This window comes from Bacteroides sp. 224, from assembly GCF_010500995.1.
In the GTDB taxonomy this organism is placed as follows: Bacteria; Bacteroidota; Bacteroidia; order Bacteroidales; family Bacteroidaceae; genus Bacteroides.
This window is the reverse complement of sequence record NZ_QVMK01000051.1, coordinates 1-18,398: the sequence shown is the minus strand read 5'-3', so window position 1 is coordinate 18,398 and position 18,398 is coordinate 1. Positions and strand designations below refer to the sequence as shown.

Annotated in this window: 18 protein-coding genes; 3 read left to right on the top strand and 15 right to left on the bottom strand. The window is 44.1% G+C overall.

Annotated features, from left to right (window positions below):
* Window positions 1-166 precede the first annotated feature (166 nt).
* The gene (locus D0T60_RS17225; RefSeq protein ID WP_163219492.1) at window positions 167-1,735 is read right to left on the bottom strand and encodes an ATP-binding protein; all 1,569 of its coding nucleotides are present in this window, start codon (window positions 1,733-1,735) and stop codon (window positions 167-169) included.
* Window positions 1,736-1,840: 105 nt separating this feature from the next.
* Window positions 1,841-4,681, bottom strand: a complete 2,841-nt coding sequence (locus D0T60_RS17220) for a DEAD/DEAH box helicase (RefSeq protein WP_163219489.1) — start codon at window positions 4,679-4,681, stop codon at window positions 1,841-1,843.
* Between the two features lie 55 nt (window positions 4,682-4,736).
* Between D0T60_RS17220 and mnmA the strand changes: the two genes are divergently transcribed.
* Entirely contained in the window at window positions 4,737-5,786 is a 1,050-nt protein-coding gene (mnmA, locus tag D0T60_RS17215; protein ID WP_163219498.1) for a tRNA 2-thiouridine(34) synthase MnmA, read from the top strand.
* A 41-nt stretch (window positions 5,787-5,827) separates the two neighbouring features.
* Here the strand turns inward: mnmA and D0T60_RS17210 are convergent, their stop codons facing one another.
* Genes D0T60_RS17210 through D0T60_RS17195 form a run of 4 tightly spaced genes read right to left on the bottom strand, consistent with a single transcriptional unit; the run spans window position 5,828 to window position 8,557 of the window.
* Window positions 5,828-7,018 carry a DUF2062 domain-containing protein gene (locus D0T60_RS17210; RefSeq protein ID WP_163219488.1) on the bottom strand — a complete coding sequence of 397 codons (1,191 nt, stop codon included), beginning with the start codon at window positions 7,016-7,018 and terminating at the stop codon, window positions 5,828-5,830.
* Window positions 7,019-7,020: 2 nt separating this feature from the next.
* Window positions 7,021-7,395 (bottom strand): hydroxymyristoyl-ACP dehydratase, encoded by a 375-nt coding sequence (locus D0T60_RS17205; RefSeq protein WP_163219486.1) that lies wholly within the window; start codon window positions 7,393-7,395, stop codon window positions 7,021-7,023.
* Window positions 7,396-7,404: 9 nt separating this feature from the next.
* On the bottom strand, window positions 7,405-7,950 hold the full coding sequence (locus tag D0T60_RS17200; protein WP_163219483.1) for a hypothetical protein: 546 nt from the start codon (window positions 7,948-7,950) through the stop codon (window positions 7,405-7,407).
* Window positions 7,925-8,557 carry an outer membrane lipoprotein carrier protein LolA gene (locus D0T60_RS17195; RefSeq protein WP_163219481.1) on the bottom strand — a complete coding sequence of 211 codons (633 nt, stop codon included), beginning with the start codon at window positions 8,555-8,557 and terminating at the stop codon, window positions 7,925-7,927. Before D0T60_RS17195 ends, D0T60_RS17200 begins: the two co-directional genes overlap by 26 nt.
* A gap of 106 nt (window positions 8,558-8,663) precedes the next feature.
* Between D0T60_RS17195 and D0T60_RS17190 the strand changes: the two genes are divergently transcribed.
* Window positions 8,664-8,882 (top strand): hypothetical protein, encoded by a 219-nt coding sequence (locus D0T60_RS17190; protein ID WP_163219480.1) that lies wholly within the window; start codon window positions 8,664-8,666, stop codon window positions 8,880-8,882.
* A 5-nt stretch (window positions 8,883-8,887) separates the two neighbouring features.
* Window positions 8,888-10,600 carry a hypothetical protein gene (locus D0T60_RS17185; RefSeq protein ID WP_163219478.1) on the top strand — a complete coding sequence of 571 codons (1,713 nt, stop codon included), beginning with the start codon at window positions 8,888-8,890 and terminating at the stop codon, window positions 10,598-10,600.
* On the opposite strand, the gene D0T60_RS17180 is transcribed toward D0T60_RS17185, so the two are convergent.
* The 9 genes from D0T60_RS17180 to D0T60_RS17140 all read right to left on the bottom strand — a co-directional run bounded on the left by D0T60_RS17180 (window position 10,592) and on the right by D0T60_RS17140 (window position 18,276).
* Window positions 10,592-12,223, bottom strand: a complete 1,632-nt coding sequence (locus tag D0T60_RS17180) for an ABC transporter ATP-binding protein (RefSeq protein WP_163219477.1) — start codon at window positions 12,221-12,223, stop codon at window positions 10,592-10,594. The genes D0T60_RS17185 and D0T60_RS17180 overlap by 9 nt on opposite strands.
* Window positions 12,220-13,335, bottom strand: a complete 1,116-nt coding sequence (locus D0T60_RS17175) for a nucleotidyltransferase family protein (protein WP_163219475.1) — start codon at window positions 13,333-13,335, stop codon at window positions 12,220-12,222. The genes D0T60_RS17180 and D0T60_RS17175 overlap by 4 nt, the downstream gene beginning before the upstream one ends.
* A 9-nt stretch (window positions 13,336-13,344) precedes the next feature.
* Window positions 13,345-13,608 carry a PqqD family protein gene (locus tag D0T60_RS17170; RefSeq protein ID WP_163219473.1) on the bottom strand — a complete coding sequence of 88 codons (264 nt, stop codon included), beginning with the start codon at window positions 13,606-13,608 and terminating at the stop codon, window positions 13,345-13,347.
* Window positions 13,609-13,620: 12 nt separating this feature from the next.
* Window positions 13,621-14,067, bottom strand: a complete 447-nt coding sequence (locus D0T60_RS17165) for a S24/S26 family peptidase (protein WP_163219471.1) — start codon at window positions 14,065-14,067, stop codon at window positions 13,621-13,623.
* Window positions 14,064-14,942: a hypothetical protein gene (locus D0T60_RS17160; RefSeq protein WP_163219469.1), complete on the bottom strand. Its 879-nt coding sequence runs from the start codon at window positions 14,940-14,942 to the stop codon at window positions 14,064-14,066. The genes D0T60_RS17165 and D0T60_RS17160 overlap by 4 nt, the downstream gene beginning before the upstream one ends.
* Window positions 14,943-15,326: 384 nt before the next feature.
* On the bottom strand, window positions 15,327-15,989 hold the full coding sequence (locus D0T60_RS17155; protein ID WP_163219467.1) for a polysaccharide deacetylase family protein: 663 nt from the start codon (window positions 15,987-15,989) through the stop codon (window positions 15,327-15,329).
* A complete protein-coding gene (locus tag D0T60_RS17150) occupies window positions 15,986-16,828 on the bottom strand; it encodes a beta-ketoacyl synthase chain length factor (RefSeq protein WP_163219496.1) in 843 nt (280 codons plus the stop codon). The genes D0T60_RS17155 and D0T60_RS17150 overlap by 4 nt, the downstream gene beginning before the upstream one ends.
* Window positions 16,828-18,018, bottom strand: coding sequence for a beta-ketoacyl synthase (locus D0T60_RS17145; RefSeq protein WP_163219465.1), 1,191 nt, complete (start codon window positions 18,016-18,018; stop codon window positions 16,828-16,830). The genes D0T60_RS17150 and D0T60_RS17145 overlap by 1 nt, the downstream gene beginning before the upstream one ends.
* Window positions 18,019-18,276, bottom strand: a complete 258-nt coding sequence (locus D0T60_RS17140) for a phosphopantetheine-binding protein (RefSeq protein WP_163219463.1) — start codon at window positions 18,274-18,276, stop codon at window positions 18,019-18,021.
* Window positions 18,277-18,398 lie beyond the last annotated feature (122 nt).

Below are 18,398 nucleotides of genomic sequence, written 5' to 3'. Positions count from 1 at the left end.
ATCTCACGAATCCGAAAATGAAAAGCGTGAGCATCGTTGGACTTCTTTTCTTTCATTGGTTGAGTCGTTAAAGAGTCAACCATATCTACAAAAAGACAGTATCTCTATTGAACTAAATTCATTAGAGAATGGAAAGGAATAAAACTGTGTAAACTTACGTCGAATATTATTCATCAATTAACACGATGTAGTCGTTTACGTTTCTTTCTTCTTTACTAAAGTCTACTCCTATCCTTACTTTTTCTCTTGGATCTGTGGCGTAGGGCTTCATGTATCCTTTTTCTTCTATTTGCTTCAGCGCCTCTTCGGCTGTTCCATTCAGTTTGAACTCAAAGACGTAGATGTGGTCTTTGGTTTTCACTACGGCATCGGCCCGGCCTCGGGCGCTGTGCACTTCGGCATCGATGAACTGCCCCATGAGTTTGAATATCAGGTAAAATACAACCTGGTAGTGGCGTTCGGTCTGGTCATTGAGTTCGTAGGGGATGCCGGCAAAGAAAGCTTTGAGGCGTTCGATGAATGCGGGTACATCTCCAGCTTGGAGTTCTTTTACGAAGTGGCTGATGTGGAAGACTGTTTCGTCATCTGTTACTTTGGTATAGTAAGGTATCAGGAAGTTCAGGAACCCGTAACGTACCTCGTCGTTGGGGAATCCCAGGGTATAAAGACCAAACGTTTTATCGTAATCCTTTATGGTGAGGTATCCACTTTGGTAAATCATTGGTAGTGGGTTGTTGGTTTTGGCACGGTATTCCGAAAAGGCTGTTACGCCCACCTGTACGCCGTCGATGAGTAGACGTAAGTCGTAATCGCTATTTCTGAGTAAATCTACCAAGTAGGTAGGCGTGCCGGTGGCAAACCAGTAGTAGGCAAATTCACAGCCGTCAAAAGCATTCAGTACACTGAATGGGTTGAACATCCCTTTGCCTTGCGGGTGGAAATGATATCCGTCATAAGATGCCGTCATCTTGTTAACCACTTCCTCAAAGGTTAGTCCGTTGTGCTTGCTAAGTGTTTCCAGTTCGGGGGTGAATACCTCGAGAAGTTCCTTTTGGGTGATACCACAAACCTCGGCGTATGGATACTTCATACTGATGTCATTCAATTGGTTGAGGTCGCTGAACACGCTAACTTGTGCGAATTTGGTTACTCCAGTGAGGAATACAAAGCGCAGATGGCGGTCGGAACTTTTGAGTACACCGTAAAAGGCTTTGAGGGTAGCTTTGTAGGCATCGGATAGTTCGTCATTCAGGATGGCTTGCAACAGAGGTTTGTCATACTCATCAACAAGCACCACTACTCTGCGGTCGGTTTTCTCGTATGCCCGGCGGATGGTGCCGGCGAAGCGTGCGGCAAAAGTTGTTTCCCGTTCATCTTTCCCCCAGATGTCTTCCCAAAGAATCAGGTGGCGGTCGATGATTGCATCCAGTTTTTCCGGTGCGTCGTACTTCTCTGCATTCAGATCCAAGTGCAGCACGGGATACTCTATCCATTCCGTTTCCATCTTTTCGATGGCCAAGCCTTCGAACAGTTCTTTCTTGCCTTGGAAGTAAGCTTCGAAAGTAGAGAGCAGCAGGCTCTTTCCAAATCTCCGCGGGCGACTCAGGAAGTAGGGCGTAGATGTTTCAACCATCTGCCAAACCAATGCGGTTTTGTCTACATAAAGATAACCGCCTTTACGGAGTTTCTCAAAGGTTTGTATCCCAACGGGGAGCTTACGCGATAGTTTGTTCATGACGGATGGATATTTATAAATATAGAAACAAAGGTAATGATTATAAGTTCAAAACAGTGGGGAAGGAATAAAAACCGTACAATAATGAATTAACTCAAACTTCACTCACCCTTCCAACAACCCGGCCCATTCTCTGTCATTCAAACTCTTCAATGGATTATTCTCCGTAATGAACGTCTCAAAGAGTTCCTTCTTCTCTGCCTGTAGCCGAACGATCTTCTCTTCGATACTGTCTTGGGTGATAAAGCGGTAAGCAATGACGTGCTTATCTTGTCCGATGCGGTGTGCGCGACTAATCGCCTGCATCTCTGCTGCCGGATTCCACCAAGGGTCAATAATAAATACATAATCGGCTTGAGTCAGGTTGAGGCCTACGCCTCCTGCTTTTAGCGATATGAGGAATGCCCGTATGTTCTCTTTGGAATTGAAACGGGCGATTTCTTCTTCCCGATTGCCGGTTGTTCCGGTAAGAAGTGCGTAAGACCACCCCTTTTGTTTGAATGCTTCTGCTATAATATCGAGGTGTTTCACAAAAGAGGAGAAGATAAGTACTTTATGACCCACGCTTTGCAAAGTCTCGAAGGTTGAAATAATCTCATCCAGTTTGCCGGAAGGGCTGTTGAAATCGTTGAAAACCATGTGCGGATGGCAAGCCAATTGTCGCAATCTCATAATTCCGTTTAGTGCAGTGAAATGAAGATTCTTTTCATTCGAAGTTTTCATTTTCAGCAACATGTTTCTCAGGCTGTTTTTTTCTTCCTCATACACTTTCTGTTGCTGTTCGTGCATTTCGCAGAATATGATTTCCTCTGTCAGCGAGGGTAGTTCCGGGGCTACTTCCTCCTTGCTTCTGCGTAAAATGTAAGGCGAGATTAGTCTTCTGAGCCTTTCTTCCATGCGTTTATCTCCCGATTTGATGGGAGTCATATACTGTTTGTTGAAGCAGCTCTCGTTGCCCAGTAAGTCTGGTTGTATAAAATGGAATTGCGACCAAAGATCCTTTAGTGAGTTTTCTATAGGCGTACCTGTTAATGCCAAGCGGAAGTTGCTTTGTAGTTGAGCGACTGCCCGGAAGGTAAGCGAATCGCTGTTTTTAATATTCTGGCTTTCGTCTAATATAACATATTCAAAAAGGTATTCTTTGAGCTTATCCATGTTGTTTCTCATCATGCCATAGCTGGTAAGAACAAGGTGGTAATGATTGAATGTTTCCTTCAGGTAGAGGTTTTTCGGAAGATTGGAGGCGTTGTATTCGAAGGCTTTCAGGGTAGTGAATTTCTTAATCTCCCTTTTCCAATTATGGAGCAAAGAAGTTGGCAAAACTACCAACGTGGCCGGTTTCTTTTCTTCCGTATTGTAAATGTATTGTAGTAGGGTAAGCGTTTGGAGTGTTTTCCCCAATCCCATATCGTCTGCCAGGCATCCTCCTAAATGATGTTTATGAAGATGCATCATCCAGTTGAATCCCTCTTTTTGGTAGTTCCTTAATGTAGCTTTAAGCATGGAGGGAGTGTCGAACTCCTCTTTAGGAAAGTAGGAAACTCTATTTTGCTCGTTTTGATCGAGAACGGTTGCCTGTACAATGCCACTAAACGAACGTTGAACACGAACATTCGTCTCATCAACTTCTCCGAACGCAACCAGGTCTGCATATTGACTGAACCACTCTTGGGGAAGTAATATCATCTTTCCATCGGGCAGCAGATACTCTTTCTTTCCTTCCAGAATATTCTTTCTGAATCGGATAAAAGGAATCTTAAATTCGCCAATATGCACAGTTATGTGTAATTCAAACCAATCTTGTGTTTCGCTGATCTCTTTAGAAACATGAATCTCATCCAAGCTATAATCAATCTTTCCGGTGGAATTGGTTAATTTGAAATGAGCATTAAGTAACTCCCGGTGCGAGAATATCCAGGTAGAAAGATCTTTTTCCGGGGCTTCCTGCTTCAATATGAGGTTGCATTCGCCATGAAGTTCCAAGTGGGCGTTTCTTAGCTCCTTCATAATCTGTTCTTCCTTTTGCATATCTCTGTAGAAATATCGCAAAGAAATTTCTCCGTTTTTATCGCTTAGATAAGCATATTTTGTTTCTTTGTTTGTAGGGCGAAACTTCTCGGTGCCGTACCAAAACTCCAGTACCAAAGATAGCCCATCGAACACATTCTCTTCGATAGATAAAACAGGTGCACACTCTTGTTGCTCTTTGATAATGGGCAATCCTTCCGAACTGATTTCATGAAAACGAATAATGGGTAAAATAACATTTCCCAGATACTTGCTTGTTTGAGAGGCATCTACGCTCACCGTGTTTTTGTGCGTGAATGGTAGAATACGGTTGGCCCCTATATCATGAAACCGGTGCAGTTCCGTATTTAAGAGTATGATGGCAGGATTGGTACAAATGGTGATAACAGGTTTCTTATCAGTAAGCAATACTGGCTCTCCATTTCTTTTGCATGATAAAGAATAGCTGAATAGCTCGGCATCCGCTTTAAAGTGAAAGTATGCCTCTGTGGTAAATGGAGAAACCTGAATCGCATTATGGGGATATAGCAATTTGTTACCTGTCTGATTCTGATATAGTGGAATCTGAAATTGACAAATCAGCTCGACGATTTGCTGTATTTGCGGCTCTATGCGCGGTCGTATTCGTCTTTTAACTTCCTCTTCGGAAAGCTTTTTAATGAATTGGCTGATATTCTTTTCTTTGGGATACGCTTTCATCAACTCCTTTTCGGTATATCGGGCAGCTATTTTAATGATTTGCTGTTCCGGTTTACTCATTTGGGCTACTACCTCTGCAGAGGCATGAAAAGCTTGTTCTATTAACAGGATGGTGTCTTCTTGTTGTTCCTTGCCGATGTATGGAATAAGTAATGCCCCCAATGTAGGGTGCTGTATGAGTACAATAATCATCCTGCCTTTGTCTGTTGCTTCTTTCATTATTGTGGGTTGAATTAACAAAGGTACAGGAAATTGTGTAATTTTGCACGCGATGATGTGCAAAGAAAACAAAAAGGTACTACTTGGAATGAGTGGTGGAACAGATAGCTCTGTTGCTGCCATGCTTTTGCAGGATGCCGGTTATGAAGTAACCGGAGTTACTTTTCGTTTCTTCGATTCAGAAACATCGGCAGAAAGTTTGCAGGAAGCACACGACTTGGCTTGTAAGCTGGGCATAAAGCACCTTGTTTATGATGCTCGGGAAATATTTAAAAAGCAGGTGATTGATTACTTTATCGATGAGTATATGAGAGGTCGTACCCCTGTGCCCTGCGTCATCTGCAATAATCGGTTGAAGTGGCCTCTGTTGGCTCAAATTGCCGATGAAAACGATGTCTTTCATATTTCGACTGGTCATTATGTGCGGCGTGAGTATATAAATGGGAGTTATTATATTCGTTGTGCCGTAGATCCGGATAAAGATCAGTCCTTCTTTTTATGGGGTCTTGGGCAAGATATATTAAGCCGGATGGTTCTTCCTATGGGCGATGTCCTAAAGTCAGATGCCCGTATACTGGCGGCAGAGCGCGGCTTTGAAAGAGTCTCCCAAAAGAAAGACAGTATCGGCGTTTGCTTCTGCCCGTTTGATTACCATAGCTTTTTACGGCAATATGTGCCTGCTGATAGGTTAAAGCGAGGTGCTTTTCTGGATGAAACGGGGAAATTCATTGCCTGGCATCAAGGTTATCCCTTTTACACAATCGGACAAAGAAGAGGGTTGGGCATACATCTGAATCGCGCTGTTTTTGTGAAAGAAATCCGACCGGAGACAAATGAAGTGGTATTGGCACCTTTAAAAGCTTTGGAAAAGCAGGAAATGTATTTGAAGGAATGGAATATAATTGATCCGGAGCAGTTATTAAATAAAGACGATGTAATTGTGAAAATACGATATAGAAAGCAAGAGAATAGTGCTTTGGTGCAATTAGGCTCGGACGGGTTGTTATATGTTTCATTGCACGAACCTTTAACGGCGGTTGCTTCCGGACAAGCTGCTGCTTTTTATAGAAAAGATGTTCTTTTGGGTGGGGGGATTATTGTTTGAGGTAAACAAACGCGTATTCAGGAGACGCACGCCGTGCGTCTCTACGGGGTTTGTTGCGGTTTCCGCAGAATGGATAATACTCCCCAGGAAATAACTCCTGCTGTTAATCCGCAAAGAATTGAAAAAATCACGCTTCCAACGGCATATTGCAGCAATACTCCGCGTAAATGTTCGAAAGAGATATTACCAATATCCAGATTAATAGGCTCTCTTAATACAATACAACCGGTAGCATAACTTCCATATAATAAGAACGGAATCATGGGAGGGATACTGATATTGGCGGCTACAATAGCAATTACCGTATTCAGTTTAAAGATGCGAGTGAGGAATAAGGTAATAAGCATCTGATACCCCCATACAGGGAAGATTCCCATGAATACGCCCAATCCGATGGCAAGGGCTATACGGGCGTTAGACTCTTTAGAGTGTAGAATCTGTTCATGAAAGAATTTCTTTATATTCGTCCAGGTTAGCTTCCGGCAGAAATTGCGCGGCCATATCCAAAGAAAAGCAATTAGTACCAAGATTGTGTTCAGGATGCTTATGCGGGTAAAATCCCTAAGCGGACGGAAGTGCGAGATGCGTTCTTCTTCTGGCGGATAATACACATGAATGGGGATATTCTTCACCTTAATCCCCCTCCAGGCAGCAAATACAATGGCCTCCAATTCAAACTCATATTTGGCTGTGTAGTATTTCAGAGATCCCATTTGCTGTATAGGGTACAGGCGGTATCCCGATTGGGTATCCTGTAGATTGTTTCCCGTTTCCAGACGGTACCAGAAGTTGGAGAACTTATTGGCAAAAGAGTTCTTCCCCGGCATATTCTCTGCTTGTAAGTTGCGGGCACCAACAAACAATGCATCCGGCTCTTTCTCTATTTCATCGATGAAAAGCGGAATATCAGAAGCAAAGTGCTGTCCGTCGGAGTCTAAAGTGATGGCATAACGAAAGCCTTTTTCTTTTGCTAATCGAATGCCATTCTTTAAAGCAGTGCCTTTTCCTTTGTTTTGGGCATGATGAACAACTTCTATTTGTGGGAATGTGGTTAATATAGACTCGGTTTGATCGGTGGAACCGTCGTTTATTACAATAATATCGCCGGCATAGCAACTTACATCTTCGAGCACGGAGGCCAGTGTACGGTCGTTGTTGTAAGTGGGAATTAGCACAACTATTCCAAGTTCTTTGAGTTTTGCGTGCCAATAGGCTGTGCCCTGTTCTGTCATATTTATTGTTTGGTTACGGTTGCTTTAAGTTTGATAAAAGGAGTTTCTTCTGCCATTCCCTCGGCAATTAAGCGGAAGTTGTTTTCTTCTTGTTGGTTGAGAGAGAACATCAGAGTCAACTTTGGGTGGGTAACCGGATTAATGGCAGACAAGAACTTGCAGGAACCAATCTGTGTGTATTGCAATGGGTTTTCCCAAAAAGCTTCGGCACACTCTTTGATTATTTGCAGAGTACAAACGCCGGGAAGTACAGGGTTGCCGGGAAAATGCCCACTATAAACCGGATGTTTGGCATTAAGCTCCAGATTAATAACGCACTCTGAGGGCGAACTACTGTCGATGGAAAGTACCTGATAGAAGTCTTTAAGTAAATTCATTGCCTATAATTAATTGATAGTAAGTTGATTTAATTGTATTTTTAGCCGTATCCACGGATGTTTAATCTCCACACATTGAGGTTCTCTCTCCTGAAAGTCGGAAAGCGATATAATGGCTTTGCCGAGTCCCGAACCATTGATTCGTTTCTCAAAGGTACTACTTTTCTCTTTAACTTTAGTATGGGCCGAAGGAAGAAGTAGGAGTTTGAAATCTCTTTCCAGAAGCTCTATTACTTTCTTTTTCCGCATGGGTTCTATACAACTGTTGATGTGCAAAGAATCACCTTTAAGTGAGAAATCAAAAACACTCAAACCAAAGTAGGTGGTGAAGATTATCCTGATTTCATCGGTATTCATTCGGCGGGCTACAAGCATACCGCTGAAATGGTGCTTCATAAAATCCAGTTGCAGGTTATACTTGCGCGAGGTGCTGTCGGTGGAAATGATTTCCGGCAATTCTGCTTTTGAATTCTTTTTGCCCGAAGAGCAGGAAGAACCGGCAACGCAGAAAAGTAGCAGGATGCAGAGGTTAGCGTACCGAAAAAACTGTTTCATCCGTCAGAGCATTGAAGCGTTTATTGTAAAATTCATATTCGGTATAGTTTGTTTCCGTTTCGAGCAAACGCAATTTGTGTACCGACATATCTTTCTTATCTAATTGGATATCAATTTCTTTGATGTATGCCTGAATAGTTTTGTTGGTGGGCTTAATCTTTATCCGGTAATATTGGGCATCTTCAAAGTAAGTTAGCTCATAATTTCCGGTTAATTTAGAGAGATCTCCCACCATGCAGGCGGTGAGCATGTCTTGCATTTGAGTCATCATTTTGTTGCTACTAAGATTCATGATGCTCTTTTTACCATCCGATACAATTTTAAGTTTGGCATTGTTGATAACAATCAGGTAGTTTAATGGTTGATTGTAGCTCATGCATATTTTATTCTCTTTCCGGTAGTAGAATTTCCCTTTGGAAGTAATTTTCTCGTCGAATACATCCAGGTATTTTTGTTGGGTGAAGTCGCTTTCAATGGCCGTCAAGGTTTTAGCTTCGGTAGAAAGTCGTTTGTTAAATGCCTCCATGTTTGTTATGGGGCGTAATTGTGCTTTGCAATACAGGCAAATGCAGAGGCTGGCGAGTAATATGGTAATGATTCTCTTCATCGTTTTGTTACTTTCCTAATTAAATAAAGCTCCAAAGGTAACAACTAATTTTTATTTTGTTAATTTTGTACGACTCGAAATAAGAACACTATTTTACATCATTACTATGCAACAAAAGAAAACCTACATCCCCCCATTGGTGGAGGTGATTGAGATGGAGTACGAAAACTCTGTAATGGTAGGAAGCGGCGACCAGCTACCAGGCCTTGGCAATGGCGGAACCATCACCCGCTCCTCTGTATCAAGAAGAAACTATCAACCCGGTGGTGCTTCTTTATCCGAATTGGAAGATTTAATCAACAACATTTTAACTATCGAAAAATAAAACGTATGAAACGACAATTAGTATGGATGGGCGCAGCCTTATTCGGATTGTGCCTGCAAACAGGATGCGACGGGAACGATGTAACCCCCGAAAACAACGAAGTCATCGAAGAAATAATACTGAAAGTATCCGGAGAAAGTAAAGAAGAAACCCGGGTGAACTTTATGTATGATGGAGGAACCCAAACGATGTCGACCACCTGGAGTAGCGGAGATGCCTTTAAACTATATAGTACCGAAGGTGTGTACAAGTTTCAACTAAAAACCGGCGAGGAAGGAAAACAAATCGGATCTTTCTCTTTGGTTAATGCTGTACAGGGAAGTCCTAAACGCTGGAACAACTGTCGTACATTTTTCCCTGCCTCCAAAGCCATAGCGGCTTCTTCTTGGGAGCAATGTGAGTTTACAATTGCAGGGCAGCAACAAACCGGAAATGATAATACCGCACATCTTACCGAATATGGCTTTATGACTCTGAAAGATGCTCCTTACACCATTGGAACAGGTGGTAACCCAATAAACTTTCAGCATGAAGCGGCTGTTTTCCGTATTGAAGCAACCTTGCCGGCAGGTGAGACTCCGAAGGAATTGACTTTGAAAACTGCCTGCGAGTCGGCAGGAGGCAAAGATTATGGCTTTGTATTAAGCAAGAAAGCCAGCGATGGAAGCATCCTGGAGATCAGCGATCGTGTTTCGTTGAAGCTGGATGGCTTTACGAACAACAACTTTGTAGCCTATCTCACTGTATTGCCTTCTCTCCTGAAAGATGAATTGGCTCTTGACATTTGCACCGATAAAAAGGTATATAACATAACAAGCGATCCCCTTGTTGATTATATTATTGAGGCCGGAAAAGTATATAAACTCGCTTTGGGCGCTAAAACGCCAACACCTTTATCCGATGTCTCTTTTACAGACGAAACGGTAGCTGCCTCTTCTTTTGCCGGAATCGGAATAGAAAGCGATCCTTATCAAGTAAACTCCGCCGCCACCCTCAAGAAACTGGTGGAAGATGTAGCCGCAGGCAATGCTTATGCAGGAGCATATTTTGAGCTAACCACCGATCTTTATATTAACCCTACTGCTTGGACACCCATTGGCATCGACTTAACCAATTCTTTTTCCGGCCATTTCGATGGAAAGGGACATACCATTACCGGGAAGTTAGTTAATGGTAGTACTTATCAGGGATATTTTGGTTTCTTTGGTGCAGTAACAAATGGTTCTGTTTCCAATCTGTCGATGGCTGCCCCCATTGAATTAAGCTCTACAAAAACTACAACAGCCTATCTGGGAGGAGTTGTGGGATATGCTTCTTCCTCTTCTATCTTAAATTGCAGTAATGTGTATGCCGTGAAAAGTGATTTCCTTGGTTCTGCTTATGTGGGCGGTATTGTGGGATATGCACGATCGACTCCTATAGATGGCTGCAAGAACTATGGAGGCGTAAATGCCATTGCCAAATATACAGATGCCTCTAATTTTATATATTTAGGGGGTATCGCAGGCGAGAACTATGCATCTCTCCTTCATCGGAATAAAAACAAGAGTACGGATATTCAGGTTACAGGTACCGAAGGTGTGCTGTTGGTCGGTGGATTGGTTGGTAATAAACTAAGTGCAGTTTTCTCTTGTAATGAGTGTTTGGGAGCGTTGACCTCGTGGTTTGGTGATAGGTATCAAAGCACGCATATCTGTAATATGGGGCATCTATTTTAACCCATACACCCTCTCGCACCCCTCTGCCAAATCCGCATGATGTGTAATAAAAATCACTGTTTTCCCCTTGCAGCATTCCTTTAAGTTAACCAACAGTTGACTTTCCGTTTCTGCATCCAAAGCAGAAGTAGCTTCATCAAGCAATAGAATGCTGCCCGGGCGGAGCAGTGCGCGCGCAATAGAGATGCGTTGTGCTTGTCCTTCCGAGAGGCCGCCTCCCTGTTCATTAATCAGGGTGTCGATGCCTTGGGGTAAGGCAAAAACAAAGTCTGCTACGGCGATGCGGAGGGCGGTTTCCATTTCGGAGGTGGAGGCTTCCGGGTTTCCCATTAGCAGATTGTCGCGGATGGTGCCGCTGAATAGGGTGTTTCCTTGCGGAACATACACAAAGTTGCAACGGGTGAGAGGAGATATGGGCTCTCTTGTCTCTCCATCTGTTAAGTAAGCTGTGCCCTGTTGTGGGGCGATTAATGCTAACAGCAGGCGGATTAGTGTAGTTTTCCCTTTGCCCGTTTCTCCCATCACGGCAATGTGGCTACCGGCCGGAAACTCCATAGAAAGATCGTTGAATACGGCTTTTTGTTGAGGTTGGTAGGCAAAGGTAAGGTTGTTTAGAATAACCGAAGGAGTTTGCCGGAACATTTTTTTTTCGCCGCTTTCATCGATGTTTAGGGCTTCCAGTTCCATGAGGCGGTCTGTGGCGGTGAGGGCGGTGATCAGGGTAGGGATCATTTTGGCGAGGTCGAGCACCGGGCGTTGTATTTTGCCTACCAATTGCAGGAAGGCAGTCATTACCCCAAACGTCATGCTGCCTTGGCTCAGGCGAACGGCTCCCCATAAAAAGGCTATCAGGTACCCGCCCGAAAAGGCAAAGGCAATAATGCTGCGAGAGAACAGAGAGAAGCGGGTGCGGTAGTTCACCTGTTGGCGCAGGGTGCTTTGCAAGTTATCCAGTTTCTCGATGTGGCGGTCGTTCTGTTCCAGGGTTTTGATAACGGTATGGTGTTGCAGGCTTTCTTGGATGGTGGCCTGTATGTGGCTGTCGCTTTGGCGGATGTCGTGGGTGTATCGGCGCATTCGCTTCATATAAAAACGGCTTGCCAGAAGGAACACAGGCAAAATGAGTACCAACAGCCAAGGCAGTGAATGATCGAGCAGATAGAAAAACACAAAGGAGGCAATCAACTGAAAGCCGGTGACGATGGCATCTGGCAGCGTAAAAACCAATAACCCTGTAATGGCTTGGGTGTCTTGCTCAATGCGGTTTACCATATCTCCGGTATGAAACTGTTTTAGCTCATTCCATCGGCTATGCAATAGGCGGGCAAACAAGCGGCGGCGCAGTGCATTTTCGGTTTCTACTTGCATGCGGTTGTCGAGCCAGGTATTCAGTAACCCTCCAAGGAGCTGAGCTATCAGTAGTATAATGGTGATGGCGGCAGCTATCCGAAAATCTTTAGGCATGCTGCCGATGGCTCCGGTGGAAACGTCGATTACGCGCATGGAGGCGGCTATAAACCCCAGAGAGAATCCGGTGTTTAATAAACCAATCAGGCAACTGAGGAAGATTCGTTTTCGCTGTCCGGCAGAAACAGACCAAAGCCAGAGAATTTTTGCTTTCATGCCGGATTCTTTAGTTTTAGCCATTGAGCGATGAAAGAGCCTTTTGCAAGGGTTAGCGGATGCCAGAAGGCTTCCGAAGGAGAAAAGCGTCGTAGTTCGTTGCAACGTTTCGCTGCCCGGCGAAAGGTGTGCCATTTCCCGGCCCAATAGCCCTGCGGGCGAGCGGAAACTTGTTGGTCGTGCTGACCGAAGTTTCCTGTTTGCAAAATATCTTTCAGGAGTTCTTCTCCTCGTTGTTTATCGGAATTATTCAGGGTAAACGGAAGTTGCTCAGCAGGTAAACCCAGATAGGCTACAGCGATGTAGCCAAATGCCCGTACTGCGGTTAGCAACCCGGTTTTGGAGAAAAAACGATTTACCGAATCCCGGTTTATGGTTGATTGATGGGTGGCCATTACTTGCGCCCAGTCGCACACCTGCCTTAATCCGATGCCACTGTTCAGGAAGTGAGTAAATGCATGAACAAACAGGTAGATGGCATTAAACGTTGGGTCGGGTATAAGAATATCCGTTTCGTTTACCGGCAAGCTGTTGCTCTTTGCAGGTAGGTGTGTCTTTACTAATTTCTGAAATGCTCTATTGGCAAAAGGACTATCCAGACTTCCTGCTATCCGGTGATTTTCGATGAATACGCCCTGAAGTTCAAGTGTGGTGTGTTTAATTGAATCTTCCAGTGCTTGCCCGGCACCTGCCTGATAGAGAAGGGTGTTGGCTTGTGCATAACCATCTTTGCCAATATATATATCAATGTCGCCACATTGCCTGTGCAATGGTTTGGGGTAGAGGGCAGCTACGCCTTGCCCTTTTAACAATACAGGGGTAATCTTTTGGCTACGATAAAGCGTGAATATCCGGGTGGTCATTGCATTCAGCTTTTCATTGGCTTGTTCGATGCGCGCTACCTGTGCTACCCATTTGAGTAGTAAGGGGCGTTCGGGCTGTAGCTCGGTGGGAAGAGTCTGCATTCCATCGAACAAAAGGCCGATTACTGCCTGCTGTTGGCCCATTTGGATAATCGCTTTCCAGTCTGCCGTCTGTTCTGTAAAGAGGGAGGCATTAGCCGGGCGATTCCATAATCCGGATTGCAGTAGTTCGAAGAAATGTGTTGTCATACCCTGTGTTTATTCTTCAATAATGCCTGCGTTTAGCCAGGATGCTACCATTTGTTGGGCATCTTTTTGTGCGGTTTCGGCATCAACCTTGTACCAGGAAAGTAGAAAACCGACCAATTGATCGACGGTGAAATCGCTTCCTTCCACCTCTTTCCACAGCCGGGCGGCCGACTCGTTAAAACTGATGATGTGTGTAAAGTCTACGTCGTCGCCGGATATAATGAGGTGTTCATTCCCTACAGAGCGTAAACTGATTCCTGTTTTCGTTTTCATATATCTTGTTTGTTAGCTTAATCTTCTCCAGGCTCCCAATAAAAACCTTCTCAAAGGTAATAAAATCTTCCATACCACCGAGTAGATTCGCCAGGTGTATCCGCTTACCGAATAAGATTTTCCCTTTCGGATGAACTGTGTAGCCACTCCCATTACCCGTTCGGGGGCGGTGGTTTCGGTACCTTTGATGTTGCCATCGCCCATCAAAATGAGTTTGCCTTCGCGGCAGCGAATGATGCGGTGCAATACAATGCGGTGGTCGGTATCTCGTGCCAGTACCACAACTCCCGGCTTTAAATCTTTTATATTGAAAGAACTAAGTATTACTTTATCGCGGCGGTCGACCAAAAAAGGTGCCATGCTATTGCCTCTTACCAGGTGTGTAACGGTGCGACCTTCGGCAATGAGTCGTGCTGTTTCCTGCAAGAGTGCTTCGTTGGAGATGCTGACGGTTTTCATGCTTTACGAATGGTTTGATGGCAGAGAAAAGCAGCCTCCTGATTGGGTAAACACTCCAATAGGTAGACGGGGGTGGAAGTTGCAATACGGCTCACGGTATCGCAAAGGGCATCGAACAGTCGTTTATCTTGCCGGAGGCAGGAGCAGGAAGGCAAGATAGAGGCAAAGGCTTGTACCGTTTTTTCCTGTTGAATCTGGTTGTGTGGTGCCTGTTTCAGTCGGACAATAGCCCCTACAGGAACTTCCTCATTGCGATAGCAAGGCGTTTTTCCGCTCCAGGGCGAACCGTATACAATCACCTCTCCGGTAGGATAGATGCGTACAATGGGGTTATCGTCGTTCAACAAATCGGTATCCGGAATGTGTTCCAACCATAATCTGCTGTGTGTACTCTTGCCGGTGCCGCTTTTTCCCAGAAATAAATAACCGTATCCCTGCCTGCGGATAACGGATGCATGAAACATCAGTGTGCCGTGTGGTGCCGTGGCAAAGGCAAAAAGCATCATCAGGAAGTTGCCGGCTACAAAGGAAGAAAGTACTTCGTGGTTCGTTGCCTCAACAGTGGCATGGGTAAAGTGCTTATCAACAAGCATTTGCCCCTCTACAGAATCGTGAAAAGGGAGAATCGTAATCAGGTACTCGTTGGCTGTTTGCCGAATGTTGCAGGAGGCATCATCCCACTCAAAAGAGATCATTTCCTCCATATTCATCGGTGTATGTATGGGAGAAAAGGTTAAAGAGAAAAGAATCTCTTCAGTAGCGGTCGGAGTCGCTTCAAATGGTTTCAGGGTAGGGAAAAGGGTTTCTATATTCCATACCTTGGGTAGGGAGATAGCGAATAAATGGTTGGCAATCCGATAGTAACAGGCTCTCATACAGAATGTTTTTATGAACAAAAGTACGGAAAATATATAAGGAGACAAAAATCTGTACGTTAAATGGTTGCCTACACCCGGGTGTATCGGTCGTGTAGACCCGGATGTGTAGGCTTGGTACACCCCGATGTACGAACCGTGTACACCCGGGTGTGCAAAAGCGTATTATATGTGCGCAGTAAACAATTAAAACAAATGATGTAAGGGAGTGCAGTAGATATCAATAGTAATTCATGTAATAATATCGAAAAAGGTGGGACTTTGGTGGGACTTGGTGGAACTTTTTATGGGAAGTTCCAGTTTTTAAATAGCTAATTATCAGTTCATTAGGAGCGTGGTGGGACTTGCGGGACTTTTTTCGCGAAAAAACTTTCTGGGGATGAATCAAATCAAGGGTATTATTCGGTAGTTTTCTTTTCTTAATAATTGAACAATTTCTCTGGTCAGCTTATCACTTTCCGACATCCTGTCGTGCAATAAAATAATGGAGCCTGGGCGAAGCCTTTTACGGATTCGTTTCAATACCTTAGGGTGTGAAAAAGATGTATCCATCGAACGGATGTTCCATCCGATGCTTTTGTATCCTAACCTTTTTGTGGCTTTGGCTATGGTAGGATTGGTTACCCCGAACGGAGGGCGAAAGATGTGAATATCCTTTTGAAGAAGATCTTCCAGTGTGTTTTGAGTCAGCAAAAGATCTTTCACCATACGCCGAACAGGGTAGAGAGGGAAGTTCGGAGCATGTGTGTAAGAGTGATTGCCCACGGAATGACCTTCCTGAACCATTCGATGTAGAATTTCTTCGTTGCCTGCAATCTTACTCCCAATGCAGAAAAATGTGGCGGGGATATTGTATTCCTTCAGCACATCCAGCACTTTAGGTGTTTGGTAAGGATGGGGCCCATCGTCAAATGTTAGAGCAACTACCTTCTCGTTGGTGGGTATCCGGCAAACAGATTTCAGATAGATCCCCGCACGAATACTGTATGAAGCATAAAACAGAAAGCCCAATGCAAGAACAACAAAGATGATGATGGCTATAATCATGGTTTACTTACTAATATAAGTGAATGGTTGATATGATTATAATCGGTATAAATCAATAAGGGCTTATCCTCTTCATTTTCTTTTAATAGGTTGGCTGCCTGCCAAACAGCATACGAAGAGGCTGTAGGATACTGGCCACATGGTGCTTGGTAATTGGAAAGGACAACCACCTCTGCAAAAGTAAGGTGGTTTTGCTGCAAGTATTCTTCTATCCGGCGGTAAATGATGGATTGATTATTCTCTTTAGGAGAAGTAACAAAAGTACAAGGCGCATAAATCCGGGCATAAGTTTGCTCATTCTGTTCTTTGCTTAATAAAAAGAACTGGGCACCTTCTTCTGCATATTTATCTTTAAGCAAGCCCATGCGTTGCAGTATAATGTGCAATGTTTCGGTGATTTCGTCGAAAGCGCCAATCAGTACTTGCCGGTTTCCTTCATGTATTCTTAATAATCCATCCAGTAAAGCAGACTCAAAACTGAATCCTCTATGTGCGTATGTTACATTATAAGATTGATTTTGAGTGATCAGGGCTATTTGAGCTCCTACCGTATTAAAAGTCGATTGTATAAAGGGTGTTGGGTTGAGTAATTGCTCTTGGTTATCCAACAGATTATTCATGAATTTCTCCGTATCTGCCAGGCAGCCCAGTCCGGTGGCAGTAATAATGGCTTCAATCTCTTCTGTGGGTGTGTTACCGATGCATTGCAAACCGCAGGCTACTCCCATTTTAACAATACGACTCATCCTACGCCGTAATGTGGGGTTGGGGATGAGTTCTTTATAATCAGGCTCTTCGGCACGAATAGAAGCTATACTATTAATATATGCAGGAGCTATCATAAGGCTTTAACTTTAGAAAATAACAACGAAGAATTACTACCCCCAAATCCGAACGAGTTGGAGAGTACATGCCGTATTTCCTCTTTTTGACGAAGGGTGCCAACCGGAGAAAGCCCCGTTTCTTCAATAGGAGTTTGGAAGTTCAGGTTCGGGTACATCATTCCCCGGTGAATGGCAAGAACCGAATACACCGCTTCAATTCCCTCCGAAGCTCCCAATGTATGTCCGATAAATGCTTTGACAGAACTGAATGGGGGAACCTTTTCGCCGAAAAGACGCTTCAGAGCCATGCCTTCCGACAGGTCATTGTTGGGAGTGCCGGTACCATGCACATTTATATAATCAATCTCTTCTTTGGGGATGCCGCTTTGAGAGATGGCTTCGCTCATCGACTTGTAAGGGCCATCGCCTTCGGGAGAACTTCCTGTTTGGTGATAAGCCTCGTTGGTATTGGCATACCCGGTAAGTTCGCAATAAGGGGTGCGGGTCATGCTTTTCTCCGATTGCAGTACTAAGTATCCGGCTCCTTCGCCTAAGTTAAGTCCTGCGCGGGTATGATCGAACGGGCGACAATGTTCCTTATCTAAAATCATCAAAGAGTTAAAACCATTCAGGGTGAATCGGCACAAAGCATCTGTTCCGCCTACAATGGCGGTATCCAGATAACCACATTTAATAAGCCTTGCTCCCAACATGATAGCGTTTGCCGCCGACGAACAAGCAGTGCTGATGGTGGTAATGAATCCTTGAATGCCTAAATAAGATGCAATTCGCTCTGTGCTGTCTCCACAATCGTGAGAAGCTACCTCCCGCAAGCGTCCTTTGAGCGGATCTTGCCTGAAAGGAATGTAAAACTGTTCGCTTAAATCCATTCCGCCAACAGATGTAGAGGAGATAAATCCTGTTCGCAGAGCATGAACGTCTATATTGGCATCGTTAACCGCTTCTTGCGCGGCTTGCATACCCAGTAAAGCTGTACGGGAATAGGTGTGTTTAATATCTAATCCCAACTTCTCTTTGAGAGTTGTATTGGTTAGCTTGACCTCCGAAACGGGAACATCTAACTGTGTAGAAAAGAGGGTGGTCTTTTCCATGCCGTGCTTTCCGGCTATCAGAGAAGCAATATTCTCCTCCACATTTAAACCAATACCCGAAACTACCCCCAGACCGGTGACGTATACGCGCATTTATTTCTGATTGGCAGTGATGTAATCGGCTAATGTACGTACGGAATAGAATATCTCTTTTCCCTGACTTGGGTTGGCTATCTTAATGCCGTAACTGCGTTCCAGTATCAGGATGATTTCGAGTGCATCGATGGAGTCGAGTCCTAATCCTTCTTCGCCAAATAAGGGCGCTTCGGCATCAATATCTTCGGGAGTGATTTCTTCCAGATTAAGTTCCTCTATGAGTTCTTTCTTTAGTTTTTCAATTAATTGTTCCATATATGTTATATCGCTAATAGAGAGCAAATGTACATGATAATTTTCATATTTCACACAAGCGTATAAAAATGTGTCTTTTCCTGCCTATTATTTTTTCAGATAGATTATCAAGTCCACTGTTT

Excerpts from the sequence above, each read along its gene's own strand:
- D0T60_RS17225 (WP_163219492.1), bottom strand. The coding sequence starts at position 1,735 with ATGAACAAACTATCGCGTAAGCTCCCCGTTGGGATACAAACCTTTGAG.
- D0T60_RS17220 (WP_163219489.1), bottom strand. The coding sequence starts at position 4,681 with ATGAAAGAAGCAACAGACAAAGGCAGGATGATTATTGTACTCATACAG.
- mnmA (WP_163219498.1), top strand. The coding sequence starts at position 4,737 with ATGTGCAAAGAAAACAAAAAGGTACTACTTGGAATGAGTGGTGGAACA.
- D0T60_RS17210 (WP_163219488.1), bottom strand. The coding sequence starts at position 7,018 with ATGACAGAACAGGGCACAGCCTATTGGCACGCAAAACTCAAAGAACTT.
- D0T60_RS17205 (WP_163219486.1), bottom strand. The coding sequence starts at position 7,395 with ATGAATTTACTTAAAGACTTCTATCAGGTACTTTCCATCGACAGTAGT.
- D0T60_RS17200 (WP_163219483.1), bottom strand. The coding sequence starts at position 7,950 with ATGAAACAGTTTTTTCGGTACGCTAACCTCTGCATCCTGCTACTTTTC.
- D0T60_RS17195 (WP_163219481.1), bottom strand. The coding sequence starts at position 8,557 with ATGAAGAGAATCATTACCATATTACTCGCCAGCCTCTGCATTTGCCTG.
- D0T60_RS17190 (WP_163219480.1), top strand. The coding sequence starts at position 8,664 with ATGCAACAAAAGAAAACCTACATCCCCCCATTGGTGGAGGTGATTGAG.
- D0T60_RS17185 (WP_163219478.1), top strand. The coding sequence starts at position 8,888 with ATGAAACGACAATTAGTATGGATGGGCGCAGCCTTATTCGGATTGTGC.
- D0T60_RS17180 (WP_163219477.1), bottom strand. The coding sequence starts at position 12,223 with ATGAAAGCAAAAATTCTCTGGCTTTGGTCTGTTTCTGCCGGACAGCGA.
- D0T60_RS17175 (WP_163219475.1), bottom strand. The coding sequence starts at position 13,335 with ATGACAACACATTTCTTCGAACTACTGCAATCCGGATTATGGAATCGC.
- D0T60_RS17170 (WP_163219473.1), bottom strand. The coding sequence starts at position 13,608 with ATGAAAACGAAAACAGGAATCAGTTTACGCTCTGTAGGGAATGAACAC.
- D0T60_RS17165 (WP_163219471.1), bottom strand. The coding sequence starts at position 14,067 with ATGAAAACCGTCAGCATCTCCAACGAAGCACTCTTGCAGGAAACAGCA.
- D0T60_RS17160 (WP_163219469.1), bottom strand. The coding sequence starts at position 14,942 with ATGAGAGCCTGTTACTATCGGATTGCCAACCATTTATTCGCTATCTCC.
- D0T60_RS17155 (WP_163219467.1), bottom strand. The coding sequence starts at position 15,989 with ATGATTATAGCCATCATCATCTTTGTTGTTCTTGCATTGGGCTTTCTG.
- D0T60_RS17145 (WP_163219465.1), bottom strand. The coding sequence starts at position 18,018 with ATGCGCGTATACGTCACCGGTCTGGGGGTAGTTTCGGGTATTGGTTTA.
- D0T60_RS17140 (WP_163219463.1), bottom strand. The coding sequence starts at position 18,276 with ATGGAACAATTAATTGAAAAACTAAAGAAAGAACTCATAGAGGAACTT.